This window comes from Amycolatopsis sp. NPDC004747 (genome assembly GCF_053601335.1).
Window position 1 is genome coordinate 1 of record NZ_JBSGBQ010000025.1, and the last position, 26338, is coordinate 26338.

The 26338-nt window shown below is 72.1% G+C and carries 21 protein-coding genes; 8 read left to right on the forward strand and 13 right to left on the reverse strand.

Translation table 11 applies throughout. From position 1 onward, the window contains the following. The 3 genes from ACWEGE_RS32945 to ACWEGE_RS32955 form a co-directional block, all read right to left on the reverse strand. Positions 1 to 1041 (reverse strand): ABC transporter substrate-binding protein (locus ACWEGE_RS32945; RefSeq protein WP_449664361.1); only part of this gene is annotated, 1041 nt, incomplete at its 3' end. 276 nt (positions 1042 to 1317) lie between these two features. Then, complete coding sequence (locus ACWEGE_RS32950) at positions 1318 to 1746, reverse strand: hypothetical protein (protein WP_449664362.1); 429 nt, start codon at positions 1744 to 1746, stop codon at positions 1318 to 1320. 9 nt (positions 1747 to 1755) lie between these two features. Then, positions 1756 to 5418, reverse strand: a complete 3663-nt coding sequence (locus ACWEGE_RS32955) for a hypothetical protein (protein WP_449664363.1) — start codon at positions 5416 to 5418, stop codon at positions 1756 to 1758. Positions 5419 to 5548: 130 nt separating this feature from the next. On the opposite strand from ACWEGE_RS32955, the gene ACWEGE_RS32960 reads away from it, so the two are divergent. After that, positions 5549 to 5785, forward strand: coding sequence for a hypothetical protein (locus ACWEGE_RS32960; RefSeq protein WP_449664364.1), 237 nt, complete (start codon positions 5549 to 5551; stop codon positions 5783 to 5785). 30 nt (positions 5786 to 5815) lie between these two features. Here the strand turns inward: ACWEGE_RS32960 and ACWEGE_RS32965 are convergent, their stop codons facing one another. Next, the gene (locus ACWEGE_RS32965; RefSeq protein ID WP_449664365.1) at positions 5816 to 7012 is read right to left on the reverse strand and encodes an FAD-dependent monooxygenase; all 1197 of its coding nucleotides are present in this window, start codon (positions 7010 to 7012) and stop codon (positions 5816 to 5818) included. A gap of 103 nt (positions 7013 to 7115) precedes the next feature. After that, positions 7116 to 8213: a hypothetical protein gene (locus ACWEGE_RS32970; RefSeq protein ID WP_449664366.1), complete on the reverse strand. Its 1098-nt coding sequence runs from the start codon at positions 8211 to 8213 to the stop codon at positions 7116 to 7118. A 65-nt stretch (positions 8214 to 8278) separates the two neighbouring features. Between ACWEGE_RS32970 and ACWEGE_RS32975 the strand changes: the two genes are divergently transcribed. From ACWEGE_RS32975 to ACWEGE_RS33000, 6 genes are all read left to right on the forward strand, one after another. After that, positions 8279 to 8542, forward strand: coding sequence for a hypothetical protein (locus ACWEGE_RS32975; RefSeq protein WP_449664367.1), 264 nt, complete (start codon positions 8279 to 8281; stop codon positions 8540 to 8542). Between the two features lie 115 nt (positions 8543 to 8657). After that, the gene (locus tag ACWEGE_RS32980) at positions 8658 to 9167 is read left to right on the forward strand and encodes an RNA polymerase sigma factor (protein ID WP_449664491.1); all 510 of its coding nucleotides are present in this window, start codon (positions 8658 to 8660) and stop codon (positions 9165 to 9167) included. 45 nt (positions 9168 to 9212) lie between these two features. Beyond that, positions 9213 to 10499 carry an ABC transporter substrate-binding protein gene (locus tag ACWEGE_RS32985; protein ID WP_449664368.1) on the forward strand — a complete coding sequence of 429 codons (1287 nt, stop codon included), beginning with the start codon at positions 9213 to 9215 and terminating at the stop codon, positions 10497 to 10499. A gap of 33 nt (positions 10500 to 10532) precedes the next feature. Next, positions 10533 to 11186, forward strand: coding sequence for a hypothetical protein (locus ACWEGE_RS32990; protein ID WP_449664369.1), 654 nt, complete (start codon positions 10533 to 10535; stop codon positions 11184 to 11186). Positions 11187 to 11538: 352 nt separating this feature from the next. Then, on the forward strand, positions 11539 to 13617 hold the full coding sequence (gene bglX, locus ACWEGE_RS32995; protein WP_449664370.1) for a beta-glucosidase BglX: 2079 nt from the start codon (positions 11539 to 11541) through the stop codon (positions 13615 to 13617). 117 nt (positions 13618 to 13734) lie between these two features. Continuing rightward, the gene (locus tag ACWEGE_RS33000) at positions 13735 to 14799 is read left to right on the forward strand and encodes a winged helix DNA-binding domain-containing protein (RefSeq protein WP_449664371.1); all 1065 of its coding nucleotides are present in this window, start codon (positions 13735 to 13737) and stop codon (positions 14797 to 14799) included. Between the two features lie 24 nt (positions 14800 to 14823). Here ACWEGE_RS33000 and ACWEGE_RS33005 read toward each other — a convergent pair whose 3' ends face one another. From ACWEGE_RS33005 to ACWEGE_RS33020, 4 genes are all read right to left on the reverse strand, one after another. After that, positions 14824 to 15372 carry a hypothetical protein gene (locus ACWEGE_RS33005; RefSeq protein WP_449664372.1) on the reverse strand — a complete coding sequence of 183 codons (549 nt, stop codon included), beginning with the start codon at positions 15370 to 15372 and terminating at the stop codon, positions 14824 to 14826. Next, on the reverse strand, positions 15369 to 16400 hold the full coding sequence (locus ACWEGE_RS33010) for a TIGR01777 family oxidoreductase (protein WP_449664373.1): 1032 nt from the start codon (positions 16398 to 16400) through the stop codon (positions 15369 to 15371). Before ACWEGE_RS33010 ends, ACWEGE_RS33005 begins: the two co-directional genes overlap by 4 nt. Positions 16401 to 16501: 101 nt before the next feature. Beyond that, positions 16502 to 17353 carry a MerR family transcriptional regulator gene (locus ACWEGE_RS33015; RefSeq protein ID WP_449664374.1) on the reverse strand — a complete coding sequence of 284 codons (852 nt, stop codon included), beginning with the start codon at positions 17351 to 17353 and terminating at the stop codon, positions 16502 to 16504. Positions 17354 to 17479: 126 nt separating this feature from the next. Then, positions 17480 to 21655 carry a Tc toxin subunit A-related protein gene (locus ACWEGE_RS33020; protein WP_449664375.1) on the reverse strand — a complete coding sequence of 1392 codons (4176 nt, stop codon included), beginning with the start codon at positions 21653 to 21655 and terminating at the stop codon, positions 17480 to 17482. A 140-nt stretch (positions 21656 to 21795) separates the two neighbouring features. Between ACWEGE_RS33020 and ACWEGE_RS33025 the strand changes: the two genes are divergently transcribed. Further along, positions 21796 to 22560 carry a DUF1206 domain-containing protein gene (locus tag ACWEGE_RS33025; protein ID WP_449664376.1) on the forward strand — a complete coding sequence of 255 codons (765 nt, stop codon included), beginning with the start codon at positions 21796 to 21798 and terminating at the stop codon, positions 22558 to 22560. A 4-nt stretch (positions 22561 to 22564) separates the two neighbouring features. On the opposite strand, the gene ACWEGE_RS33030 is transcribed toward ACWEGE_RS33025, so the two are convergent. The 4 genes from ACWEGE_RS33030 to ACWEGE_RS33045 are packed head-to-tail and all read right to left on the reverse strand — an operon-like array spanning position 22565 to position 26253. Beyond that, positions 22565 to 23227, reverse strand: a complete 663-nt coding sequence (locus ACWEGE_RS33030) for a response regulator (RefSeq protein ID WP_449664377.1) — start codon at positions 23225 to 23227, stop codon at positions 22565 to 22567. Further along, positions 23224 to 24486, reverse strand: a complete 1263-nt coding sequence (locus ACWEGE_RS33035) for a sensor histidine kinase (RefSeq protein WP_449664378.1) — start codon at positions 24484 to 24486, stop codon at positions 23224 to 23226. Before ACWEGE_RS33035 ends, ACWEGE_RS33030 begins: the two co-directional genes overlap by 4 nt. Positions 24487 to 24511: 25 nt before the next feature. Further along, positions 24512 to 25324, reverse strand: coding sequence for an ABC transporter permease (locus tag ACWEGE_RS33040; RefSeq protein WP_449664379.1), 813 nt, complete (start codon positions 25322 to 25324; stop codon positions 24512 to 24514). Next, the gene (locus tag ACWEGE_RS33045) at positions 25321 to 26253 is read right to left on the reverse strand and encodes an ABC transporter ATP-binding protein (RefSeq protein WP_449664380.1); all 933 of its coding nucleotides are present in this window, start codon (positions 26251 to 26253) and stop codon (positions 25321 to 25323) included. Before ACWEGE_RS33045 ends, ACWEGE_RS33040 begins: the two co-directional genes overlap by 4 nt. Positions 26254 to 26338: the final 85 nt, after the last annotated feature.

Genomic DNA, 26338 nt, shown 5'->3' on the forward strand with positions numbered 1-26338 from the left:
CGCGTCCGCCTGGACCTCCTTGAGCAGCTTGTCCGTGATCTCCTTGCGGTTGACCGACTCCAGGAACGCCTTGCGGAGGTCCTTGTCGGCGAACACGCGCTTGAAGTTCAGGTCGAGGTGCTCGAAACCGCGCTGCGAAGCCGAACCGTAGGTCACACCCTGCGCCGCCAGTCCCCTCAACGTCTGGGCCGCGGTCGCGTCCGGCTGGGTCGACGCGGCCACGTCGATCTCACCGTTCTGCAGCGCCGTCGCCATCGCCTTGGTGTCCTCCATGGCACGGACGATGATCTTCGACGGGCCACCCTTGCCACCCGCCCACTGCGGGTTCTTCTCCAGGGTGACGGCCTTCTGGTTGGCGTCGAACGCAGTGATCTTGTACGGGCCCGACGACGGCATGATGTCCGCCTTGAAGCCCTTCCACTCGTTCGACCAGAAGTCACCGGCCGCCTTGATCTGGGCCGGATCACCGGTCGGGGCCAGCTTGGAGATGTCGGCGATACCGGTCCGGGCTTCCAAGACGTGCGCAGGAAGGATTCCCGCACCGGTGAACAGCCCCTTGTAGTCCACATACGGAGCGCTGTAGTCCGTCTCGAAGGTCAGGCTGTCCTTGCAGGTCGCCGTCTTGATCAGCGAATAGCCGGTGGTCGAAGCCGAGTTGAACGGGTTCTTGCCGTCCGGACCCTTGGCCAGGCCGCTCTGCGACAGCCACGCCAGGTACATGTCCTTGCAGTCGTACGGCTGCCCGTCCGACCACTTGATGTTCGGCTTGATCTTGTACGTGACCTGCTGCGGGTCCTTCTGCGTGACGTCCCACGACTCGAAGACGTCGTTGTTCAGCAGGATCTTGTCGTTGCCGTCGAGCTTCAACGGACCCGAAAGCACCGGGGCGAGCGTGTAGCTGTTCGCGAGGGTACTGGTGTCGGCGGTCTGGTTGTTGTACCCCGAGTACCCGTCGTCGACACCGATCGTGACCGTGCCGTCGTAGCCCGGCGTGGACGCGAGCTTGAACAGGTCACCGGTCTCGGCCTTGCCGACGGCCAACGCCTTGACGTCGGCCGTCGATCCGTTCGGGGCGGTGCCTGGATCACCATCAGTGCAAGCGCTCACAAGCAGCGAAACACCGACCAGACAAGACAAAACCGAAACAAGCCGAAAGCTTTGCACGACCGGATTCCTCCCCTTGAGGCCACAAAGACCTCGCCCGGTCATGATCTATACCACGTGCCCCGCCGTCGGCGCGACCTACCGCGGTCCTGTTCAACTGCTCGAAAGGGCTTTCTCCGCGGTCCGCGGTTCTCCTTGACCGGCTTGGGCGCGCTAGGCGAGCTTCTGCAAACCGGCGTCGTAGATGCCGTCTTCGGCGAGCACCAGGCCGTCCAGCCGGCGAGCGAGCCGGGACTCCACCGTGTCGAGGAGTTCCCAGGCGTCGGAGTCCAGCTGGTCCGGCGCGATTTCGAAGCTGATGACCTGGCGCGTCCGGTGGAGGGTGGCGGCCAGTTCGGGGGTGATTCCGGTGCGTTCTCCGAGTTCCTCCGCGACCAGGGCGTCCACCGTGGGGGCGTCGGTGCTGCGGAGGACGACGACGGGGCGGCCGCTGCCGGGCAGGTCGATCAGGAGCCAGTGGCTTTCGTCGGCGTGGACGTTCACCTGCCCGTCGCCGTACCAGGCCGACTCGGCGATGTCGGCCACCTCTTCGACCGGGATCTCCTCCGCCGACGCGGCGAACACGTGGAGGTACTGGGACATCAAGCCTCCCTAGTCGACCCGGTCGCCGGGGCGGTAGGTGATCCGGTTGGCGCGGTTGGTCTTGTCGACGAACGTTATCGTATCGTCGGGCCCGAGAGCGTCGATCTCTTTCTGGAGTTTGAACCGCTCGCGCGCCTCGGGTTTGCCGTTCTTCAGCATCTTGCCCACCTCGAAGAAATCGCGGCCGCCGGCGGCGTTCGGCTTCACCCCATCGGGGAAATTTTCGCCGAGTTTGACGTTTTCGACCTGTTGAACGCCTTCGTGCTGGGTGAGTTCTTTCTTCATCGCGGCCTGTTCGGTCCCGCCGGTCCGGCCCGGCCGCCCGCCGGCCACCATCGGGTCGTAGTTCAGGCGTTTCCACTCGGCGAACGGCAGCACCTCCGACGGGCCCTTGCCCTTGCCGGCCTGAACGCTCAGGTACCTGGCGTAGCGCCACTCCGCGGCCCCCGGCGCACCGGCGGCCGGCTTCGGCCCGCTCGGCGGCGCCGGCGGCCACCCGGACGCCTGCTGCGGCCCGCCTTGGTTCGGCTGCGGTTCGGGGCCGGCGGTTTCGGTGGCGGCCGTGGCGTTGTCGTTGGCGGCGGCACCGTCCGCGATCTCGGACGGCACCTCGGCCAGCTCCGGCGGCGCCGGGTCGGCAGCCGGGGCCGGCCCGTCCTCGACCGCGGGTGCCGGGGCGTTCTCGGCCGCCGGCGCATTCGCCTCCGCCGCGACCGGGGCATTCTCCGGCGCGGCAACCGGGGCACTCTCCGCCACCGGCGCGGGAGCATTCGCCTCCGCAGCGACCGGCGCACCCTCCGGCACGGCAACCGGGGCGCTCTCCGCCACCGGCGCCGGAGCATCCGCCACAGGCGCGGAAACACCCGACTCCGCCACTGGGGCGCTCTCCGGCGCGGACACCGGAGCACTCTCCGCCACCGGCGCGGGAGCACTCGCCTCCGCCCCGACCGGCGCACCCTCCGGCACGGCAACCGGGGCGCTCTCCGCCACCGGCGCCGGAGCATCCGCCACGGGCGCGGAAACACCCGACTCCGCCACCGGAGCGCTCTCCGGCGCAGACACCGGAGCACTCTCCGCCACCGGCGCGGGAGCATCCGCCACGGGCGCCGGAGCACCCCCCTCGGCCGCCGCCGGGGCGCCCTCCACCGCCGGGGCCGGCGTGCCCGATTCGGCCGCCACCGGTGGGCTCTCCGCGGTCGTTCCCGGAGTCGTCTCTCCGCCCTGCGGCAGCGCGCTCTCCCCCGGCGGCGCCCCACCCTCGCCGACGGCCGCGCGGGCGCCTCGGCCGGCCAGGAGCTTGCCGCCGAACTGCATGGCCTTGGCCATCCCGATCTGGAGGGCCATCGCCCCCGCGTTCTGGGCGTCCTCCGTCATCTGGTCGGACGACTGCTGGAGCTGGCCGGCCGTCGACGCGGTCGCCGCGTCGATCAGGTTCTTGATGAACACCAGCCCGTGCAGGACCAGCGCGATCCCGGCCGCCCACAGCGCCCACGGGCCGACCGTGGAGGCCACCGTGCCGCAGAACAGGATGATCGGCGCGAGCGCGGCGCCGACCGCGCCGAAGGAGAAGATCGAACCGATGATCGCCACCGCGGTGAGGATGATGCCGATCGCCACCGCCAGCCCGGCGATCGACCCGAGCACGATGGTGACGCCGGTGGCGATGTCGGCCGACGACTTGAGGAGGTTGCCCAGCGGGTCCTTCGCCCACTGCTGGGCGCTGAACAGGTTGGCGAAGCCGGACACGATCTGCCCGAAGCCGTTGACGATGCCCATCAGCGAGGCCCGCGGGTCGACGAAGCCGCGCAGGATGCCGAGGCCGAACTTGGCGAAGTTCGTGTTCCCGATGCCGCTGAGCAGGTTCCGCCCGGTCAGGCGCAGCGCGATGCCGGCGCGCTGGGACGCCGAGAGCCGCTCGAAGTGGCCGCCGCATTCCCGCTCGATCTCGGCGATCTCGGCCGCTCTGCGCTGTTCCTCCCGGGCGTGGTGCTGGGCGGCCGCGACCGCGTTGGGCGGGTCCTCGCCGCTCAGCCAGGACGGCAGGGCGCGGGTGACGGCACCGGCCGGGTCGTACCGGGTCCGGCCCTCGTACCCGGCCCGCTGCACCGCCGTCTCCGGGCGCGGGGCCGGGACCGGGGGCGGCATGGCGGCCATGCCGCTCGTGTAGGCCTCCTGAGCGGCCGCGAGCCGGGCCTCCAGCGCCTGCGACGCCGTGTGGAGCGCGGTCCCCTGCGCGTCCAACGCGTCGGCCGAGGCCCGGTGGGCGGCGGGTTCGGCGGCGAAACCGGCCAGCCGGGACTTGGCCGCGGCGTTCTGGCCCGCCATCTCGGCCGCCTTCGCCTCGGACTTGGCGATCGCCGCCTCGGTCTCGCCGATCCGGCCCTCGGTGGCGGTGTTGGACGACGCCGCCGCGGCCGCCTCCTCGGACAGCTGCTGCGCGCGGGCCTTGGTCTGGCCGATCGTCGTGTCGATGGTGCCCATGTCGGTGCCGACCTGGGTGAGTTTGCGGCCCTGCTCCGCGGACTTGCCCGCGGCTTCGCCGTCCTCCGGCGTGTGCCCCGCGTTCTGGGCCGCCAGCTGCTTGGACTCCGCCGCCATCGGCCCGGACTTCTGCGCGCCTTCGTCGCTCTTCGCCGCGACACCGGGCGCACCGGCGGCGACCGTCGCGGCCTTCTGCTTCGACACGTTCAGCGCGCTCTTCGCCTGCTCGACGGTGCCACGCCGGTACGCGCTGTGCTGCTGGAGCGCGGCCACCCCGGCGTCGCTGTCGGCGACCGCGGCCCGGCCGGCGTGGAGCATCGCCTCCAGCTGGTGGCCTTGTGCCCGTTCGCTCGCCGCGGCCGCCCGCACCTGGTGCGCTCCGGCCCGCAGCGCCTGCAGCCGGGCCGCCACGTCGGCCACCCCGCTCTCCAGCACCGGGTTCGCCGGGATCTCCCGCCCGCCGCCGTTGACCGTGGTCACCGGCGGCGGCGCGACGACCGGAGCCGGCGGCTCGGGGGGCGGCTGCGCTTCGGCCAGCTGTGCGGCCTGCGTGGCCAGCTGGCTCGCCGCGGCGGCCTCCTCCGCGCCGGCGGCTTCGCCGCCCGTGTCCTGCTTGACGGCCGGCGCGCTGCCGGCCGGCACCACCGCGTCGGGCGGCTTGGTGGCTTCGGCCTTCGCGTCATCGGCTGCCGCACCGGCTGCCGACCGGGCACCGCTGGTGTCGGCCGGCGCCACGGCACCCGAGACGGCGCGCTTCTGCTTCGCCTTCTCCGCCGCGATCCGCTCCGGCGACGGCGGTTCCTGCTGCGCACCCGGCTCTCCGCCTTCGGGTGCCTGCCCCCGCGCGGCCTTGGCCGCGGCGATCTGCTGCTCGGCGCGCCCCTGCAGCTCGGCGGACATGTCCTCGCCCGCCCGCTGGACCGCCGGCCCGTCGCCGTCACCCCGGCCGGTGGCGGGTGACCTGGCGAGCAAACCGGCGACCGCCCGGTTGCCTGCCGCTCGTTGCACACCGAGCAGCCATCCGGGACGGGCGTTCCCCGGCACCGGCGTCCGCAGCGGGCCGTGGTCTCCGGGTGCGCGGTCCGAGGCCGGTTCACGGTGGTCCACCGGAGTGCCGGTGGCGGGGGTGCGGGCACGATCGGGACCGTCCGGTGTCTCGGCATGGCCGATCCCGCTCGCCCCAGCTGCCATGCTCGCACGATCGCAGCCGGACCTCCGCCGGCACAGAGCCGGACGTGTGCCCATACGGGAAGACTTCCCGCCCGGATGGACAGCCGCGTGGACGCCGCGGGCAGCGGGCGGCTGTGCCACACTCGGCCGCATGCGACGTCGCGTCGACCTGCGCCGGCTGCCCGCCCCCGCGCGGTACGCCGTGGCGCTGGCCGTCCTCGCCGTCGTCATCGCCATCGTCTTGCTGGTCGGCCCGGGCACCGGCCGGCCGGCCGGGTGGTACAGCGCGGTCGTGTCGGTGGGTGCCGTGGCGTTGCTCGTCTACCTGGCGGGACGGCTGCTGTGGTGGCTCCGCGGCCGCCTGCGGCGGCAACCGCCCGGCTCTTGACCATCGGCCGGCACGGAGTCCGCCTCGGTGTCACGGCGAAGGCTGCGACACCGCCGTGTCCCAGTCGATGTGGTGCTGGGTCAGCCACGCCGCCGTGTTGCGGGGGCCGCTCTTGAGCTGCTTGGAAATCGCGATGTCCCGGATGAGGCGCTTGACCGGGCCCGGCGTGGCCCTGCCGCCCATCTTCGCGCTGGTCGCCACCAGCCGCTCGACCCGCTCCCGGCGCAGCTCTTCATACGCCCGGAACGCCGCCGCCGGTTCCCGCAGGTCGCGCAGGCACTTGGCCAGGACGACGGCGTCCTCCATGGCCATCGACGCACCGTGCCCGGCGTTCGGCGCCGCGGCGTGGGCGGCGTCGCCGATGATGATCATCCGGCCGGCGTGCCACCTCGGCGTCGAGGCGATGTCGTAGCCGTTGTTCGCGCGGATCTGCTCCGACGCCTCGACGATCGCCGCCGCCGGCGACCGGTCCCGGCGCAGCAAGGCGATCGCCTGCCGCTTCCACTCCTCCAGCGACGTCGACGCCAGCTCCGCCCTCGACAGCTCCGGACGCGGCAGGTTCACGAACCACCACGTCTCGCCGTCCGGCGCGGTCGTGTAGGCGAAGAACACGCGCTTGCCGTAGATCATCCGGTACACCCCGGGCAACGGCTCGACCGGCGCCTGCCGGGCGTAGCCGCACAACACCACCGTCCCGGTGTAGCGCGGCGGAGGCGCGTGCGGGTCGATGACTTCCCGGGTGGCCGAGTTGACGCCGTCGGCGCCGATCAGCAGGTCGCCTTCGCGGCGGGTGCCGTCCTCGAAGAACGCCGCGACGCCGCGCTCGGCGTAGATGTCCACGTCGCCGAGCCGTTCGCCGTGCTCGATCGTGATCCCGCGGCGGGTGGCTTCCTCGTGCAGGACCCGGTACAGCTCGGACCGCTTGATGTTGTGCGGCCCGTACGCGCCGGCGGTACCGCCCCCGATGGGTGCTTCGCCGAGCTTCTTGCCCGAACCGCTCCAGAACAACGCGCGATCGGCGGGGAAGGACGCCTGCAGCACCGGCTTGTCGGCGTCGATCGCGTGCAGGGCGTCGAAGCCGTTGTTCATGATCGTCATGAAGGCGCCGACGTCGTCCACGGCCGCCTCGCGGGCCTCGTAGACGACGGAGTCGATGCCCGCTTTCTGCAGGGCCATGGCCGTGACGGGTCCCGCGATGCCCCCGCCGATGATCAGCGCCTTGGTCATCTCGCTCCCTCGTCTCCAAGTACCGCCGCGCACCCTACCGCCACAACCGCCCCATCGGACGGCGGTGCGCGGACGGCTGCACTGGGCGGCGAACGCCGCACCGCTACCGGAGCTGGTATTCGCCGGAGACGATCATGTCCGCGATGTGCTGGGCGATCGTCTTGAGCACGATCACCGCTTCGCGGTAGTCGAAATACGCCACACCGTCCTCGGCCGCCACCTGGTCGCCTTCGTGGACGAGGGTGTTGCGCAGGTCCTTGAGGCGCTTGAGTTTTCCGTAGGACGTCCGCCGCTCCTCGTTGTCGTGCGTGTACGGTGCCTCGTACGGGTCGGCGACAAACGAAAAATTGTCCTTCAGGTACCTGATGGCCCCGTGGATCGACCCCTGCTCGGCTTGGATCGTCGCGAGCTCGTGCTCGATCAGGCTGTCTTGGAACTTCTTCATCGACGACGAGAAGTTGTCCGTCCACGCCAGGATTTCTTCCAGGTCGATTTTGGCGCCACCCCGTCTTCTCTTGAGTTTTTCCGGGTGCTTGCGCAGCAGGTGGATCACCGTCGACTTGAGGAAGACCTCGAACGCCGTCCAATGCTGCAGGAAGCCGCCCACCTCCAATTCGTTGTGCGCCTGCTCCATGACTTCGTCCGGATCACCGAGCTGGTGGACCAGCCTGAGCAGCAGGTTCATCCGGTTGCGGGCGCCCTCTTCGCCGTCCCCGAGAGAGGCCACGTCCACCAGAGCGGTACCGCGCCGGTTCACGGTGATCACGATCCGAGGTTCATCGCCCGGCGCGGGCAGGTCTTCGTCGGACCGGAGTTGTTCCGACGGCGGCCAGATCACGAGGCTCCGCTCCGTCTTCGGGCACGGGCGCACCCGGCCCAAGCGTCCTTCTCCCGCTTGCCGTTCGACATCTTCGACCGGGAGCCCGCTCAGCGCGGAATACTGGGCGAAGCCCACCCACCCGAAGAGACCGGCCTGTTCGACGGTGTCGTCCGCGTCCGCATGGGAAAGAAACCCTTCGGGGTCGAGGGGAATGTCCGGGCCGTCGACCAAACTGCCCTTCGGGGTCAGCACCAACTGCTCATCGGTCACCAGGTACGCCAACCTGGTCAGTTCGACGAAGTGCTCGATCTGCCTCGTGGCCTGCTGGTACACGAGAAAGCACGGCAGCCCAGCCGCATACTCGTCGCGCCGGAGGTCCATTTCCCCATCGTAGAACCGACCTGCCCGGCGGGGCCCGCTTCGGTGTAACACCGAGCGCGCCACCGGTGACCACGCGCCAGTTCGAAGAGGCCGAGCGGATCGCGCTCACCATCACTCATGCCCCCGTCCGGGCCGAGGCGTTCGCCGCCACCACCGTCGAGCACGACCACGCCGCGACCGCGCGGCGGCTCACCGCCGAAGCGCTGCTCGCCGACTGGACGAACGCGATCCCGGCGCCGAAGACCTCGCCACGGCAAAAGTGCTCATCGCCGATTACGCGTCCGGTTATTGAGCGTCAAACTGTCAATGGATTGATTGTCCATTGTTGAAATAACCTCACTCAACCGGGTGATATCTGTCGCAGAAACATGATCGGTCCGTCTTCTCAGGCATGAGCGTCGACGCCATCGAAGGCGAGTGAGTGTGACGAGCGAATCGGAAACCGTGCCCGCCGGACAAGGGAGGCCGAATCTCACCGAACTTCTCCGTCTCGTCGGTCCGCAGGTCGAGCGGTACGCACGCGCCCGCACCCGGCGGATGGATGCCGCCGACGTCGTCGGCGAAACGGTCCTGCGGCTCGGGATACACCTGAACCGCAATCCCGGCACCGAGCCGGCGGCCCTGGTCCCGCTGGCGTTGACGATCGCCCGCAACCTCCTGATCGACCACTCGCGAACCAGCCGTCGCGAGGTACTGCTGCCGGCGGAGGACCTGATCACCGTCGAAGCCCTCCAGGAGGAGGACTTCGCGGACCGGCGCGCCGAGATCGTCGCCGCCCTTGACGCGCTCCACGCGCTGCCCGGCGACCTGCGGGAGGTCGTGACACTGGTGTGCCTGAACGAACGCCCGTTACCGGAAGCCGCGCAGATCTTGGGAATCAGTCTCCGGATGGCCCAGCGCCGCTACCAGAAAGGCCGGGAAAAGCTCCGGCGTGCCCTCGGGACCCACGGCTGAGATCGAGGGGGAGCAATGAAAGAAACGAACAAGGGAGCGGGGAGCATGGTTGTCGGATGGTTCGGCCGGCGGCCCGTCGAGATCGACGAGGTCGAGCTCGACCGGCGCCTGGCAGATCTTCGTCGCGCGCTGAGCGGCGCGCCGCCGGGCCAGGGCGGTGCTGGGCCCGACCACGCCGGGCGGCGCCGCAGGCCCGGCCGGCCGCTGCTGGCCGTCACCGACGACAGCGCGGACGGGCCGGTTCCCCGCGCGATCCCGGCGGCACTGCAGCTGGTGCGGTCGCGGCAAAACGGCGGACGCCGCGGCGAACCAGTGCAGGACTTCGCTTTGAGCGGCCATGGACGGGCACGCCGCACGCGCCGGCTGCAAGCTGCCGCGGTCGTGCTGGTGGTCCTGCTGGCGTTGTCGGCGGTCGTGGGCTTCTACTGGTACCGCGGGTCCGCGCAGCCGGCGGAACCGCTGCCGCTCGCGCCGCCGGTATCGGTCCGGGTGGGCGTGCTGCCGTTCGTCGACGTCGCGGCGTTCTACCGGTCCGTCGACCAGGGGTACTTCCGCAAGGTCGGCCTCAACGTCCAGGTGGTCACCGTGGCCAGCGGCCCGGAAGCGGTCCGGGGGCTCGAGACGGGCAAGCTCGACCTCGCGTTCAGCAGCTATCCGGGGATGTTCATGGCGCAGGCGAACCACGCCGCCGACCTGAAGATCATCGCACCGGCCTACACCGCGAAGCCCGGTCACCTCATGCTCGTCGGCGCACCGAACCGTTCCTTCGTCCGGCCCGACCAGGCCGCGCACAAGCGGATCGGGGTCACCAGCCGAGGATCGATCTCGGATCTGCTCGCGATCTCGGAGATGCGGCAGGCCGGCGGTGATCCGGCCAGTGTCACCTGGGTAACCATGGACATGCGGGCGATGGTGCCGGCAATGCAGCGCGGCGAGCTCGACGGCGCGGTCGTCGCCGAACCGTTCGTCACCACGGCCGACGAAGCCGGCGCGGTCAAGCTGCTCGACCTGGGACTCGATCTGAACTTCGAGATCGCCATGTCCGGCTGGGTGGTCCCGGCGCGGTCCGCCGCGAACCGGCCTGACGTGATCGACGCCTTCCAACGCGCCCTCAGGAACGGTGTCGGCGACGTCCAGAACCGCGACGTCCGCGAGCAGGTGTTCCAGCAGTACCTGGGGGTCGACGCCCAGACGGCCCGGGAGATCCGGGTCGGCAGCTTTCCCGCGCACCTGGACCTCGGCGACCTCCAACGCGTCGCCGACCTGATGCTGGAACAGAAAATGCTGTCGGCGCCGTTCAACGCCGCCACCATGCTCCTGCCGGGATCTTGACCGGCTACCAACTACTTGACCAGGAGGAACCTGATGCCGAATCGAGAGACCCCGGCCCCTCGGTGGAACATCGGACAGAAGCTGCCGCGCCTCGGTCCCGTCGCGGACGCCATGCACTACACGATCTTCGCCGTCGACGTGGAAGGCTTCAACGCGCCCGGCCGGACCAACCTCCACCGGCTCATCGTCCGATCGGGACTGTACGGTGCGGTCGAGGACGCACTGGCCACCTCGGGCGTCCGGTGGCGCGCCTGCCACCGGATCGACCTCGGCGACGGGGTGCTCGTGCTGGCGCCGGGCGCCTACCCGAAGGCCGTCTTCGGCGAACGGGTACCGCAGGAACTGGCGAAGAACCTCATCGCGCACAACCGGGCGCACGCCGCCGAAGAGCAGATCCGCCTGCGGGTGGCGTTGCACGCAGGCGAGATCACCCGCGATGCGCACGGCTTCACCGGCGCGGCGATCATCCACGCGTTCCGGCTCCTCGATTCCCGCGCGGTCAAGGACGCCTTGTCGGTTTCCGACGGTGATGTCGCGGTGATCGCTTCGAACTGGTTCTACGAAGAGGTCATCCGCCACATCCAGTTCGGCGCCCCCGAGAGCTACGTTTCGGTGTTCGCGGCCGTCAAAGAAACCACGGCGCGCGCTTGGGTCCACCTCCCGGCCGTTGACGCAACGGCCGTTTGAGCCGCACGTCTCGGAGATCGCTCGGCCGGGTCCGGTCCTCCCGGTCGGCGCCGAGCACTGACCTGCCCGTCGCCCGCGTCCGGACGGTGGCTTCCGCCGTGCCGGGCTAGGCTGGGCGGGCCTGACCGATCAGAGGAGTTCGCCACCGGTTTCCTTGTCTCGTGGAAGGGTCCCCGCCATGTCGCAGCAGGAACGTCACGGAACTTCGGCCGCCGGCGGGGTGAACCGGCGCAGTGTGCTCGCCGGCCTCGCCGGTGGGGTTGCCTCCGCCGGGCTGCTTGCCCCCTCGGCCGCGGAAGCGCAAAGCGCGCGGCCTGAACGGGATCCGCGTGTCGAGGCGTTGCTCGGCAGGATGACCCTGGCCGAGAAGATCGGGCAGCTCCAGCTCGTCGGCGACGAAACCGCCGCCCGCGCCGCGCTGGCCGGGGGACGGCTCGGGGGTGTCTTCTCCGTCGTCGGTGCCGCGAAGCTCAATGCGCTGCAACGCATCGCCGTCGAGCAGACGCGGCTGAAGATCCCGCTCGTCTTCGGTCTCGACGTCATCCACGGGTACACCACCAACTTCCCGATCCCGCTCGCCCAGGGCGCGAGCTTCGACCCCGCCGTCGCGGGCACCGACGCCGAAGTGTCGGCCGGGGAAGCGCGCCGCAGCGGGATCCACTGGACCTACGCGCCGATGATGGACGTCACCCACGAACCGCGGTGGGGCCGGATCGCCGAAGGGTACGGCGAAGACCCTTACCTCGCGACGCGGTTCGCCGTCGCCAAGGTCCGGGGCTACCAGGGCGGCGACTACTCCGCGCCGGACCGGGTTGCCGCCTGTGCCAAGCACTTCGTCGCCTACGGTGGCGCCGAAGGCGGCCGGGACTACAACACCGTGGACGTCTCGCTGCAGCGGCTGCACAACCTCTACCTGCCGCCGTTCAAAGCGAGCGTCGAAGCGGGCGTCGCGACCGTCATGGCGAGCTTCAACACCATCAGCGGCGTTCCGGCCCACGGCAACGGTTACGTCCTGCACGACGTCCTCAAGGGCGCCTACGGCTTCCGCGGGTTCGTCGTCAGCGACTACACCGGCATCGAGGAACTGATCCGGCACGGGTTGGCGGGCGACGGCGCGGACGCCGCGGCGGCCGCGCTCCCGGCGGGTGTCGACATGGAGATGGTCAGCACCGACTACGCCCGCTTCGCCGAGCGGTTGCTGGCCGAACGCCGGATCACCCGCGACCAGCTCGACGACGCCGTCCGCCGGATCCTGCTCGTCAAGTTCCGGCTCGGCCTGTTCGAGCGCCCGTACGTCGACGAAGCCGGCGAAGTGAAAGCGCCTTCACCGGCCGCGCTGGCCGCCTCGCGGCAGGCCGCCGCGCGGTGCATGGTGCTGCTCAAGAACGACGGGCCCGTGTTGCCGCTGGCGAAGACCGCCGGCTCGGTCGCCGTCGTCGGGCCGCTCGGCGCGGCGACCTACGACCTCAACGGCACCTGGGCGGGCCTGGGCACCGGTGCCTGGACGACGCCGCCGGTGACCGTCGTCGACGGGATCAAGGCCGCGGTGCCCGGTGCCGCCGTGAGCTACACCCCCGGCTGCACCGTCGAGGGGACCGACACCGGCGGGTTCGCCGCCGCGCAGCAGGCCGCGCGCGCCGCCGACGTCACGGTCGTGGTGGTCGGCGAAACCGCCGCGATGAGCGGCGAAGCGGCGGCGCGCAGCACCATCGACCTGCCCGGCGTGCAGCAGCAGCTGGTGGGCGCGATCAAGGAGACCGGGAAGCCGTTCGTCGTCGTGCTCGTCAACGGCCGCCCGCTGACCATCCCGTACCTGCACGAGAACGCCCCCGCCATCCTCGAGGCGTGGGCGCCGGGTGTGCAGGGCGGCCACGCGATCGCCGACGTCCTGTTCGGCGTGGTCAACCCGGGCGGCAAGCTGCCGGTGAGCTTCCCGCGCGCAGTCGGCCAGATCCCGGTCTACTACAACCACGAGAACACCGGGCGCCCCGCCGACCCGGCCAACAAGTACACGTCCAAGTACCTCGACCTGGCGAGCGGGCCGCTCTACGAGTTCGGCCACGGTCTGTCCTACACGACGTTCCGCGTCGACGACCTGCGGCTTTCGGGCACCCGCCTGCCCGCCCGCGGCGGCCGGATCGAGGTGCGCGCCACCGTCACCAACACCGGCGGCCGCGCGGGCGACGAGGTCGTCCAGCTGTACCTGCGCGACCCGGTCGCGAGCATCGTCCAGCCGGTGCGGCGGCTGCGCGGCTTCCAGCGGGTGAGCCTGGCCGCGGGCGCGTCGACGGCGGTCTCGTTCACCCTCACGCCGGACGACGTCGGCTTCTACGACAACACCGCCCGGTTCCGCGTCGAGCCGGGCGAGATCCAGGTCTACGTCGGCACCAGCTCGGCCGCGACGCTCTCGGCGAGCTTCACCGTGGTCTGACGGCGTTCCGGACAGGAACCGGCCTAAATCGTCACTACGGTCCCCCTCGAAGGCCGAAACCGACCGAGGGAGACCCCCGATGATCGCCTGCCGCGACAGCGTTCCGGACCGGCCGCGGTGACCGCGCTGTCCCTCCGGGCCCTGAACCGGGCCCTGTTGCAGCGGCAGTTCCTGCTGTCGCGAACCGGCGACACCCCGCTGGCCGTGGTCAAGCGGCTGGTCGCGATGCAGGCGCAGGAGCCGAACTGGCCGTTCGTCGGCCTGTGGAGCCGGGTCCGGGACTTCGACCACGCCGGGCTCACGACGTTGCTGGAGGGCGGGCAGGTGGTGCGCTCGGGCCTGGTGCGCAGCACCCAGCACCTCGCGGCCGCCGACGACTTCCGGCGGTTCCGGCCGCTGCTGCAACCGGTGCTCGACCGGACCGCGGGCGCGCCCTACTTCCGCCGCAACAACACGGGGCTGGACCCCGGCGAGCTCGTGGCGGCCGGCCGGCGGCTCCTCGGCGATCGGGCGATGCCCCGCAAGGAGCTCGCCCGGCGGCTGGCGGAGCGCCACCCGGGACGTGACGGCCGGATCCTGGCCGGCGAGGTGGAAATGCGGTCCGCGATGGTCCACGACCCGGCCACCGCGGGCTGGGGTTCCTGGGGCACGCGGTCGTCGGTTTCGGTCACCGCCGTCGAGGTCGGGGAGCCGGCGAGCGCCCGGGAGCTGGTGCGCCGCTACCTCGCGGCGTTCGGCCCGGCCGACGTCAAGGACGTGCAGGCGTGGAGCGGGCTGACCCGGCTGGGCGAGGTCGTCGGGAGCATGCGCGCCGAGCTGCGCCGCTACCGGGCCCCGGACGGCCGGGAGCTGGTCGACCTGCCCGGCGCCCCGCTGCCCGACCCCGACGCCCCGGCCCCCGCGCGGTTGCTGCCCGGCTTCGACAACGCCCTGCTCGGGCACGCCGACCGGACGCGGATCATCGCCGACGAGGACCGGAAGCGGATCATGCCCGGCCGCGCACTGGTCCGGCCGGCGTTCCTGGTCGACGGGCGGGTGCACGGCAGCTGGGCACTCGCCGGCCCGCAGCTGCGGCTGACGCCGTTCCGCCCGCTGTCCGGCGACGACCGGGCCGACGTCGAAGCCGAGGCCCGGCGCCTGCTGCCGTTCGTGGGTGCCGAGACGGTGGCCTTCACGGCCTGAGCCAGGCGCCGGCTGACCCGGGGGCTAAACCGAAGCGGTGACCGATGGCCGCCGGACGCGGCTGTCTTGCCGAGATCGGACAGTCGCGTGCGGACGGTGCCACGGCGTCCGCCCCCACGGCTTGGCGATCGACACCCACGTCAGGAACAGGAACGCCACCAGGTTCAGCGCGGCACCGTAGGCCAGCCGCCCGCCGACCGGGCTCGGCCCGCCGCCGGCGGCCATGCTCTGCTCGACCCAGACACCCAGCCCGTACGTGCTGTAGAGGATCACCGCGGCGGTCAGCACCAGCTTCACCAGCACCCACCAGTGGCGCGCGATCCCCCACTTCGTGACCACGCACAGCACGACACCGCCGACGAGGCTGGAGAACGCCGCGGGGATCACCACGAACACGTCGATCCGGTCGACCATCAGGTAGCACACGCTCCGCACGTCCGGCCGGTCCGTGTACCGGGCCGTCATGGCCAGCACGACGTTGGCCGCACCGGCTCCCATCCAGCCCACCGACACCACCACGTGCACGAACACCAGCAGCTGCCGCAGGCGTTTCCCCGCCGTCCACCGCTTCACGCCGGTTCACCCGCGGTGGCGCCCGCCGGTTCGGTCGCGGTGCCGAGCAGGTGCCCGAGCGCGTCGGCCAGGCGGGGGTGGCGGAACTCGTGGCCGGCCTCGAGCAGCCGGCGCGGCGTCACGCGCTGGTCGGCGACCGCGAGTTCGCGTCCGCCGTCCTCCCCCAGGAGCAGGTGCGGGCCGGACGACGGCACCTCGGGCAGCACCGGCCGCCCGAGCACGGTCCCGAGCGTGCGCACGTATTCGGCGTTGCGCACCGGCTCCGGGCTCACCGCGTTGACCGGTCCACTGAGGACGGAGCCGGTCAGTGCGTGCAGGTAGACGTCGGCCAGGTCGTCGAGGCCGAGCCACGGCATCCACTGCCGTCCGCTGCCGAGCGGGCCGCCCAGCCCGGCGGCGAACAACGGGTACTGCGCCCGCAGCAGGCCGCCGCGCGGGCTCAGCACCAGGCCGGTGCGCACCCGGACCACGCGCAGCCCCGCCGCCGACGCCGGTTCGGTCGCCGCCTCCCAGCCGGCCACGACGTCGGCGAGAAATCCTTGCCCCGGCTCGCTTTCCTCGGTCAGGATGACGTCGCCGCGGCCCGGCCCGTAGTAGCCGACGGCGGACGCCGAGACGAACACCTCCGGCCCGTCCGCGGTGCGCGCGGCCAGCTCCGCGAGCGCCCGCGTGGGCGCGATCCGGCTGTCGCGCACGGCTCGCCGGTGGCCGTCGTCGAACCGGCCGGCGATCGGGGCGCCCGCCAGGTGCACGACCGCGTCGACGCCGGTGAGCAGGTCCGCCGCGGGGGCGCCCGGGTGCCACGTCCGCTCGTCGGGCGTCTCGGCGGGCCGCCGCACCAGCCGGACGACCCGGTGCCCGCCGGTGGTCAGCAGGGCGGTCAGCGCGGTCCCGACGAGACCGCTCGCCCCGGTCACGGCGACCGTCAGCGGCTCGTGCCGGTACCGCCGGTGCGCGGCGAGGTCGGCCGCCAGCCGGTGGTCCCGGTAGGCGGCCATCGAGCGCGAGAACGCTTCGGGCACGATCACCTCTCGATGCACAGCCGATGCAATGTCGTAGCGAAGCGTAGAAGAATGATCGTCATCGCGCTCGCCGAAGCAGGCCGAGAACGATTCATCTGCGATGCAAATCAGCCACCCAGCTGCGCCAGGGCGTCGCGGAACGACGGCGGCAGCGGCTCACCGACCGTCGGCATGCCCCGCCAGCCCGGGCCGGCCGGGCGGACCGGGATGCCCTCGGCGTGCAGGGTGCGCAGGGTGCGCACGTCCGCGGACGGCGACGTCATGGACCACACGACCACGGCGCTCGGCGCGTACCGCCCGGACACCACCCGCAGGACGTCGATCGACACCAGCCCGCTGAGGAACATCGCCGGGGCGCCGTCGTCGCCGAGTGCCGAGCTGAGCATCTTGATCGGCAGCTCGTGCCGCTCCGCCGGCCCGCAGACGAACAGCGCGGGGCCCCGGCCGGCCCGGGTCGGCGAGGGCGTCCGCAGCCGGTCCAGCGCCGCCGAAGCCGCGGCGGCCAGCGCCCACTCCGCGGCCATCGCGTTGCGGTCGCCCGCTTTCGCCCAGCGCTCCCCGATGGCCCGCAGGACGGGCGCGACGACGTCGGTCCACGTCGTCGCGACGCCCAGCGTCGCCAGCGCGTCGTCGACCAGGCTGCCCATGGTGGCCACGTCGAGCAGTTCGGCGGCCTCGGCGATCCGCTGCCGCCGCACCTTGGCGGTCGTGCCGGCCGCCGACCGGGACAGGACCAGCTCGGCGGCTTCACGCGCCCGGGTGCCCTGCGCCTGCAAAGCCCGCATCCGCCGCAGCCGCTCGACGTCCTCGGGCGTGTACCGGCGGCGGCCGTTCTCCTCGCGTTCCGAGGCGCCGATGCCGTAGCGCTGCTCCCACGTCCGCAGCGTCACCTGCGAGACGCCGAGAGCGCGGGCGACCTCGCTCGAACCGAGCGACCGCCCCTCGGGTGTGCTGCTCACTGGGTCTCCCGGGCACCGGCTGAACGCGTTTTGCATCACGGTACCCGTTCAGCGACCCGATAACCCGCCCGAAAACGCTGGCAGGACTGCGCCCGGCTCCGATTCAGTTTCGATGCGCCACGGCGGCTACAGCGGATCGGCGGTGTATTCGATCCCGACGACGACGTCCTGGAGGCCGGTCAGGTCGGCGCCGGGGTCAGCCGACAGGGTGAACCGCCAGGGCTGTTCGACCGGCTCGCCGATGGCCGCGTTGAGCGGCTGGTCGGGCGACGGGCTGCCGGGCGAGCGGAGCGGTGCGCCGTTGGACAGCGCGATGCCCGCTTCGCACGTGAACGCGGCGGCCGCGCCGGCGAGGTCGAGGGTGGCCGAGATCGTCTTCCCGGTACTACCGGGGAGGGCGACGAACACGTTGGCGACGCGGCGGTTCTGCTCGGCCGCCGGGTAGGGCACCTTGCCGAAGTCGAGCTCCACCGCACCGCCGCCGGCGGCCTTGACCGCGGCCAGCGCGTCCGGCGCGAACCGGGCCGCCGAGACCAGCAGCAGCCGGCTGGGCGCGGGCGGCACCGGGGACTGGCGGAGGGTGTCGGAGAAGCGGGCGAGCCCGTCGATCCGGAGGACGACGTCGGTGATCGTGTCCCACGCGCCCGCGTCGCGGTCGAGGTGCAGGGTCCAGCCCGTGTCGAGCCCGATGCCTTCGAACGGCCCGAGAACGTCGTGGCCTTCGGGGGCCGGTGTGCCGCTCTCGGAGACGGCGACGGCGTCGGCGAACCGGAGCAGCGGGCGCGTCGCCAGGGTTTCGTCCGCACTGGCCTGCGACACGCCGTGGTTGACCAGGGTGCCGCGGACGCGACGGCCCGCCGTGAGCATCCGGACCTCGACCGCGAGACCGCGGACGCGATGGCCGAACGTGCCGGGGAAGAACGCGCGGGCGGCCCCTTCCGAGGTGGCGAACGAACACCGGCCGTGGGCTTTCAGCGCCCCGAACGCGAGGGGGAACTCTTCGGCCAGCGAAAGCACGTACCGGTACGGGACCAGCGCGCGTTCGCCAGCGATGCGCGCGGCTTCGAGCTCGGCGAGATCGCCTTGCAGCTGGTCGGCGCCGGTCACGCCGGAGAGGTCGCGAGCCAGGTAGTCCATGCGGACGACGCGCAGGCGCCGGTCCTGTTCGAAGGCGAGGGCGCGTTCGGCGAGCCAGCCCGCCCACGCGCCGAGGTCGAGGTAGCGGCGCAGGACGCGCCGCAGCACCTGGGTGACCGCGGTCCAGAACTCGGCGTTGAGCAGGCGCAGGGTGGTGAAGGCGAGCAGGTCGTTCGCCAGGCGGATGTCGGCGTCGGCGACGGTGGCCTGCAGCTTGGCGATGGTCACCTCGCGCTGCTTGGCGTCGACGTTGCCCTTCGCCAGCGGCAGGGCGACGTCCTGGAGGCGCTTCAGTTCGCCGGCCCGGCCGCTGTAGGCGGCGGCCATGCCGGACATGCTGGTGTACCCGGCGTAGTAGAACGCGCCGAAACCCGCGAGCACGGACGCGCCCGCGCCGAGCCCGAGCAGGCCGGTGGCGGAGGCGTCGCCGAGGCCGAGTTCGGCGGCGAAGCCTTCGCCGATGCCCTTGGTGGCGAAACCGGGCAGCCCGGTGAACGTCTTGACCATGCCCGAAGCGAAGTCCGACAGCTGCCCGAAGAAGCTGTCGTGGTCGGCGATCTCGGCCTTCTTCGCCGCGATCTGCGCCTCGACGTCGGTGACCTGCTGCTGGGCGAGGGCGACCTGGTAGGCGGCGATCTGCGCCTGCTCGCCGGCGATCGCCTTCTGCGCGGTGGCCTTGGCGAGCAGGTTGGAGGTGCGCAGCCGTTCGATCGCGAGGTCCTCCAGGTGCCCGGTGGCGGCGAGGAAGTCGCGTTCGGCGGCCTTCGCCAGCGCGGCGAACCGGTCGGCGGCGTCCTTGAGGGTGCGGTAGCGCTGCACCGGCACGGTCGACTCGGTGCCGCCGAAGTAGTTCAGCCCGGCTTCGAGCTGCGTGAACCCGAGCCGGGCCCGGGCGACCTGGGCAACGACGGCCGGGTTCGCCGACGCGCCGACGTAACCGCCGAGGACCGGCCCCTGCCAGGACGGCCCGACCCGCGGGTCGTCGCCGTGCAGCCACAAGACCGCTTTGTAGAGCTCACGCGCTCGTGCCGCGCTCGCCGGCTCGTCGGCGCGGAACAGCGCGTCCGCCCACTCGAGCAGCACCGTGCCGAGGCGCAGCACCAGGAACCGGCGGTCGACGCGGTGCAGCTTGCCCGCCACCTTCGGCGGCCGCAGCTGGCTGTAGTCGTCGAACGTGCTGCCGTACGGGATGGCATTGGGCGCACTGAGATCCGGCTGCACCACCTGGGGCGGCTCCGATCGGTCCAGTGTGGACGGCAGCGGGCCGTCGGTGTACAGCTCGGGCACGCCGGCGTTCTGGAGGGTCTTGTACCCGGCCGGATCGTCCTGCGCCGCCGCCCCGACGGCGACCCCGATCAGGCCCTGGAGACACTTCGCGGCCTCGGTGAAGCGGCCGGTGGCGAGCAGGGCGTCCGACCGCCACACCCAGGCGAAGTAGGTCGCGTACAGCACCAAGGCGGCGGTCAGGCGCTTGCCGTCCCAGTCGCCCGGGAACGGGAAGTCGTACGTCGGCTCGCTGAAGTAAGCCGAGCCGAACCCGAGGAACCGTTCGAACGCCGCCAGCTGCGGCTTCGTGGTGACAGGCAGGCGCTTGCGGGCCAGCATGGGCGGGTCCAGCGGGTAGCCGGCCTGCTGCTGGTCCTTGATCAGGGCGAGCGCGGCGGACGTCGTCGTGTCGATCAGGGCCAGTGCCTGCGGGTACTCGCCCTGCAGTAGCAGCTTGTCGATCTTCGCGATGTCGGCGAACACCGCGACGGCCTTCGCCTGCCAGGGTGGCCCCGGCTTCAGGGCGGCGAGCTCGCCGGCGCGCAGGGAACGGGCGATGGACAGGACGTTCTCCGGGTAGAACGGCGCGGTGGCGGCCAGCCATTCCTCGTACTCCAGGAAGAACGGCGCCCGGCCGCGCTGGACGTCCGGGATGATGGTGCGGTTGCGGACGTCCGGCGGGGTGTGGAACGGGTCCGGCGCCGACTGGAAGCTGTCGCGGAAGAACCCCAGCAGCGTCGAGGTGTTCTCGGCGACCGGGGTGCTCATCGCCTGCCCGGGGCGGGTCAGGTCGATCCGGAACCGCAGGCCGAGTTCCCTCGCCGTCACTCCGGAAAGGACGATCAGGCTGTCCAGGTAGGACCGCGCGTCGGCGTCGCCGCGTCCGGGGAGGTCGGCCGCGGGCAGGCCGTACCCGGTCGGCGCGGGTTCGGTGAGGATGCGCGTGACCGTGCCGACGGCGAGTTCGCAGGCCGGCTGCGGGGTGGTGTCGCGGGTGGTGAAGTCCTGGTGGAAGCGGGCGGTCAGCTGGGCGCGGGCCTCGGCGCCGGTGAGCGGCTTCTCACCGGCTTGCTGGAGCCAGTGGTCGTCGTAGGCGCAGAGCTTGCCCCAGACGCCGAGGAGGTAGTCGCGGTAGCCGACGGCCGGGTTGAGCGCGCCGATCAGCGGCCCGTCGAGGAGGCCGCCGGTGGTGAAGCGGTCGGCGTACTTGTTGAGGATGCCGGAAAGACCGGTCCGGCCCAGCGCACCGAAGTCGATCGGCCAGTCCACTTGGGACAGATCGGCGAAGCTGTCGAGCCGGGTCCGCAGCTCTCGCAGCGGCTGTTCGGCCTCCGCTTGGTCACCGAGGGCAGCCGCGTAGGCGTCGAAGTCGTGGGCGAGCGTGGCCCACGGCGGGAGCGGGCCGAACCGGCTCAGGACACCGGAGGGGTCGAGGAAGGCCGCCTCGAGTTCGGCGACGGCTTGGACCCGGACGGCCTGGTCGGGCACTTCGGCGGGGTCGCGGACCAGGGCGAGCAGTTCGTCGATGCGGCCCTCCCCGGACCGGTTGAAGACGGCCCAGTCGACTTGGGCCGCCGGGACTTCGACGGTCAGGTGCAGGAAATCACCCAGCAGGGTGGTGCCGAGGTCCTGCGGCGCCCGGTCCCCGAACGCGCCGGTGATCGTCACGGGTTCCCCGTCACCACAGGTGACGACCCGGACGAGCCAGTCGGCCGCGTTGTCGGCTCGAAGCAGGGAGAACCGGCCGTCGGCGTCGGAGACACCGGTGGCGACGTCGTGGGTGCAGTCGTCCAGTCTCACGTGGACGGCGAGCAGCACGCCGGCAACGGGTTCCCCGCGATCACGGTCGACGACGACGCCCCCGGCGAGGGCGGGTCGGGACTCGGTCTGCTCCGGCATGGTGCCCTCCGTCGATCTGCGGCATTCGGCCAGCTCTCAAGAGCGCGAACGGCCAGGGCAGATACACGCGCGCTTCGCGGGCACGACAGGGTCACGCTCGCGTCTGGTCAAACCCGGCAAGGTGAGCAAAACTCACCTTCATGCCCGAACTGAGAGTTTTCCGCCTGCTTGCCCGGATCGGGCTGACCTGCTACGCGGCGGTGCACCTGATCGTCGCGTGGCTGGCGGTCCAGGTGGCGCTCGGCGACAACGAGCGCGCCGACAAGGCGGGCGCCCTGCAGATCGTCGCCGCCGAGGGTGGCGCGTGGCTGCTCTGGCTGGTCGCGGGCGGCACGGGCGTGCTGGCGCTGTGGCAGCTCGCCGAGGCGATCACCGGCCACCGGCACGCCGAACCCCGGCGCCGGTGGGTGCGCCGGTCGGTCAGCGGCGTCGAAGTGGTGCTGTACGGCCTCGTCGCCTACAGCGCCGGCAAGACGGCGGTGGGCGCGTCCGGCAAGGCGGGCTCGGTGGTCGCGGCGGTGCTGGGCCGCCCGTGGGGCGCGGCCGCGGTGATCGCGGCGGGCGCCCTCGTCATCGCGGTCGCGGCGTGGCTGGCCTACCGCGGGGCGCGGAAGAAGTTCCTCCGCGACCTCGACTTCGGTGGCGCGTCCCGCACCCTGCGGCAGTCGACCACGCGCCTCGGCCAGATCGGCTGGTGCGCCGTGGGCGTGCTGTACGCGACGGTGGGGGCGATGTTCGTCCTGGCGGCCGTCCGCTACGACCCGGCCAAAGCCGGGGGCCTCGATCCGGCGTTGAAGACGCTGGCCGTGCAGCCGTACGGCCAGGCGCTGCTGCTGACCCTGGCGGCAGGCATCGCCGTGTTCGGGGTGTTCGCGCTGCTGGAAGCCCGGTTCCGCCGGCTGTGAGAGCTCAGCTGGGCCGGGTCAGGCCGAGGTCGTAGGCGATGATCACCGCCTGGATGCGGTCGCGGGCACCGATCTTCGCCAGTACCCGGCCGACGTGGGTCTTGACCGTCGACTCCGACAGCACCAGCCGCGACGCGATCTCGCCGTTCGTCCGGCCCTGGCCGATCGCCACCAGGATCTCGCGCTCGCGCTCGGTCAACGCCGCCCAGCGCGGGTCGTCCGAGGCGCCGCCGGACGCCGACGGCAGGTGATGGGCGTAGGCGTCGAGGAGCCGGCGGGTCAGTGCCGGGGCGACGACGGCGTCTCCCCTGGCCACCGCGCGGATTCCGGCCAGCAGCTCCTCCGGGTGCGCGTCCTTGAGCAGGAAGCCGCTCGCGCCCGCCCGCAGCGCCGCGTGCGCGTACTCGTCCAGGTCGAACGTCGTCAGCACCAGGACCCTCGAGCGGCTGCCGGCGGCGATGATGCGGCGGGTGGCTTCGATGCCGTCCATGCCCGGCATGCGGATGTCCATCAGGACCACGTCCGGGCGCAGCTCGGCCGTCCGGCGCACCGCCTCGGCCCCGTGTTCCGCCTCCCCCACCACCGCCGTGTCGGGCGTCGCCTCCAGGAGCATGCGGAAGCCGAAGCGCTGCAGGGCCTGGTCGTCCACGATGAGCACGCTGGTCACGACGGGCTCCCCGGGAGCGGGGTGACGTCGAGGACCGCCCGGACCGTCCAGCCGCCGCCGGGCGCGGGGCCCGCGGTGAGCGTGCCGCCGTAGAGCGCCGCGCGTTCTCTCATGCCGGTCAGTCCGTGCCCTTCGCCGGGTGCGGGCCGGCGGCCGTCCGGCCTGCCGGTGTCCTGGACGCGGATCCGCAGCTGCGCGCCTTCGACGGCGAGCGTGACGTCGACGCGCGTGCCGGGGCCGGCGTGCTTCAGCGCGTTCGTGAGCGCTTCCTGGACGATGCGGTAGGCCATCAGCTGCACCCCGCGGTCCAGTGCCTCCAGTTCGCCGCCGGACCGGTAGCCCACCTCCGGTCCGGCCGCGCGCAGCCGGCCGCACAACGCCTCGATGTCGGCGATGCGGGGCTGGGGGTGCAGCTCCGGTGCCTCCGGCTGTTCGCGCAGGACCCCCAGCATCCGCCGGAGCTCGCCCAATGCCTGACGGCCGGACTCCCCGACGAGGCGGAGCGCCTCCCGGCTCCGCTCCGGCGAAGCTTCGGCCGCGTACGCGCCCCCGTCGGCCAGGCTGATGATGACCGACAGGTTGTGGCCGACGATGTCGTGCATCTCCCGGGCCACCCGCGTGCGTTCGGTGGCGGTGGCCAGCCTGCTGCGCTGGTCGCGTTCGACCTCCAGCCGGGCCGCGCGCTCACGCAGGTTCACCAGCTGGGCCCGCCGGATCCGCACCGCGATCCCCAGCGCGGCGGCCGCGGTCACGGTGCTGACCAGGAAGAACAGCGCGCCCCCGACGGACACCACGGTGGCGACGCGCACCACCACCGGCACGATCAGCCCGGCCGTGGCCAAGCCGACCCAAGGCACGTGCCGGACGCGTCCGTGCCGCGCCACGCTATACAGCGCGACGAGGAGGGCCACGTCGGCGCGCAGGAACACCCCCAGCGACCACTGCACCACGAACACCGCCGCGACCGCGGCGAACGCCGCCGACGGCGCCCGGCGCCGCCCCAGCAGGGGCAGCACCAGGCCCGCCTGCAGCGCCAGTGTCGCCGGCACCGGCAGCTGCGTGAACGCGATCGACCACGGGTCGCCGTCGTCGTCCCACCGCACGAACTCCGGCACGCAGAACAGCACGACGACCACGGCCACCACCGCCGCGTCGAGAAGCCACGGGCGGGCCCGGTCCGTGCCCCGCAGCCGGCGCCGGATCCGGAGCGCCTGGGTGAGCAACGGGTGCCCCAGCGCGTCGCCGCTCACATCGGTCACCTGCCCATAGTGGCGAAAACGCGGCTCAGACGTCGGTCCGCACGAGCCGGTAGGCCGCGCCGGCCAGCGCGAGTGCCGTCCAGCCCAGGAACACGAACAACCCCGCGGCCGGCGACAACGAGGTGCTGTCGTGGGTCAGGGCGTACATGGCCTGGCCGGCGTTGCCGGGCAGGTACGGGCCGATCTTGCTCTGCCAGCTCGCGGGCAGCAGCTGCATCAGGCCGGGGATCAGCGTCAGGACCGCGACCAGCACCGAGATGCCGCCGGCGACCGACCGGAGCAGGGCACCCAGCGCGGCTCCGAGCACGCCGACCAGGCCGAGGTAGAGGCCCGCGCCCACCAGGCTGCGCACCACGCCCGGCGACGACAGCGTGCGCGCCGCCGGCGTCCCGGCCACCACGCCGGAGGTGATCACGAAGGTGCCGAAGACGCAGACGAGGCCGAGAACCAGGACGACCACGCCGAACACCGCCGACTTCGCCCACAGCACCGGCAGGCGGCGCGGGACCGCGGCCAGCGTCGAACGGATCATGCCGGTGGAGTACTCGCCCGCGGTCACCAGCACCCCGAGGACGCCCAGCGCAAGCTGCGCGAACACCAGGCCGAACAGGGTCAGGCTGACCGCGGTGGCGTTGGCGAAGTCGTCGTCCAGGTTCCCGCCGGTGGGCTGGGGCGTGTACTGCGCCGCGGCGATCAGGCCGAAGGCCACCAGGAACGCGCACCCGAGGCCGAGGGTGATCCAGGTGGAGCGCAGCGACCACAGCTTCGCCCACTCCGAGCGCAGCACCCGCGGCCCGGTCACCCGGTAGGCGGGCCGTTCGACGGCCACCGCGCTCATGCCGCCCTCCCGAGGGTTTCGACGCCGGTCCCGTGGTACTCGACGGCGTCCCGCGTCAGATCCATGAAGGCCTGCTCCAGGGAGACCGTCCTGGCCGTGAGCTCGAACAGCGCCACGCCGTGCTCGGCGGCCTTGAGCCCGATGACCCGCGCGGACAGGCCGGTCACCTGCAGTTCTTCGGAGCCCGCGCGGCCGGTGATCTCGACGCCCGGGCCGGACAGGACCTCGCGCAGCCGCGCCGGGTCGGCGGTGGCCACCTTGACCGTGTCGCCGCCCGCTTCGCGCACCAGGTCGGCCACGGTGGTGTCGGCGAGCAGCCGGCCGCGGCCGACGATGACGAGGTGCTCCGCGACCAGCGCCATCTCGGACATCAGGTGCGAGGACACGAAGACCGTGCGCCCCTCCGCGGCGAGCCCGCTGAGCAGGGTGCGGATCCAGAGAACGCCCTCGGGGTCCAGCCCGTTGACCGGCTCGTCCAGCAGCACCGTCGCCGGGTCGCCGAGCAGGGCCGCGGCGATGCCCAGCCGCTGCCCCATGCCGAGGGAGAAGCCGCCGGCCCGCTTCTTCGCCACGGACTGCAGCCCGGCCAGCTCGATCACCTCGGAGACCCGCCGGCGCGGGATGCCGTGCGTGTGGGCCTGCGCGAGCAGGTGGTCGAACGCGGACCGGCCGGGATGAATCGACTTGGCCTCCAGCAGCGCCCCGACCTCCTGCAGCGGGGCGCGGTGCCGGGCGTAGGGGCGGCCGTTGACGCGCACCGATCCGCCGGTCGGGGCGTCCAGCCCGAGGATCAGCCGCATGGTGGTGGACTTGCCGGCGCCGTTCGGGCCGAGGAAGCCGGTGACGGCACCGGGCCGGACGGTGAAGTCCAGGTGGTCGACCGCCGTTTTCTCCCCGTAGCGCTTGGTGAGCTGCAGTGCCTCGATCATCGTCGTTCCCCTGTGGTCGCGCGAGCCGTTCCCGGCCCGTCCACTGCCACGCTAGGAGCGGGACGGAGGTGATCCGTGGTACCGC

Excerpts from the sequence above, each read along its gene's own strand:
- ACWEGE_RS32990 (WP_449664369.1), top strand. The coding sequence starts at position 10,533 with ATGCCGAATCGAGAGACCCCGGCCCCTCGGTGGAACATCGGACAGAAG.
- ACWEGE_RS32985 (WP_449664368.1), top strand. The coding sequence starts at position 9,213 with ATGGTTGTCGGATGGTTCGGCCGGCGGCCCGTCGAGATCGACGAGGTC.
- ACWEGE_RS33045 (WP_449664380.1), bottom strand. The coding sequence starts at position 26,253 with ATGATCGAGGCACTGCAGCTCACCAAGCGCTACGGGGAGAAAACGGCG.
- ACWEGE_RS33025 (WP_449664376.1), top strand. The coding sequence starts at position 21,796 with ATGCCCGAACTGAGAGTTTTCCGCCTGCTTGCCCGGATCGGGCTGACC.
- bglX (WP_449664370.1), top strand. The coding sequence starts at position 11,539 with ATGACCCTGGCCGAGAAGATCGGGCAGCTCCAGCTCGTCGGCGACGAA.
- ACWEGE_RS32955 (WP_449664363.1), bottom strand. The coding sequence starts at position 5,418 with ATGGCAGCTGGGGCGAGCGGGATCGGCCATGCCGAGACACCGGACGGT.
- ACWEGE_RS32950 (WP_449664362.1), bottom strand. The coding sequence starts at position 1,746 with ATGTCCCAGTACCTCCACGTGTTCGCCGCGTCGGCGGAGGAGATCCCG.
- ACWEGE_RS32970 (WP_449664366.1), bottom strand. The coding sequence starts at position 8,213 with ATGGACCTCCGGCGCGACGAGTATGCGGCTGGGCTGCCGTGCTTTCTC.
- ACWEGE_RS33040 (WP_449664379.1), bottom strand. The coding sequence starts at position 25,324 with ATGAGCGCGGTGGCCGTCGAACGGCCCGCCTACCGGGTGACCGGGCCG.
- ACWEGE_RS32960 (WP_449664364.1), top strand. The coding sequence starts at position 5,549 with ATGCGACGTCGCGTCGACCTGCGCCGGCTGCCCGCCCCCGCGCGGTAC.
- ACWEGE_RS33020 (WP_449664375.1), bottom strand. The coding sequence starts at position 21,655 with ATGCCGGAGCAGACCGAGTCCCGACCCGCCCTCGCCGGGGGCGTCGTC.
- ACWEGE_RS32965 (WP_449664365.1), bottom strand. The coding sequence starts at position 7,012 with ATGACCAAGGCGCTGATCATCGGCGGGGGCATCGCGGGACCCGTCACG.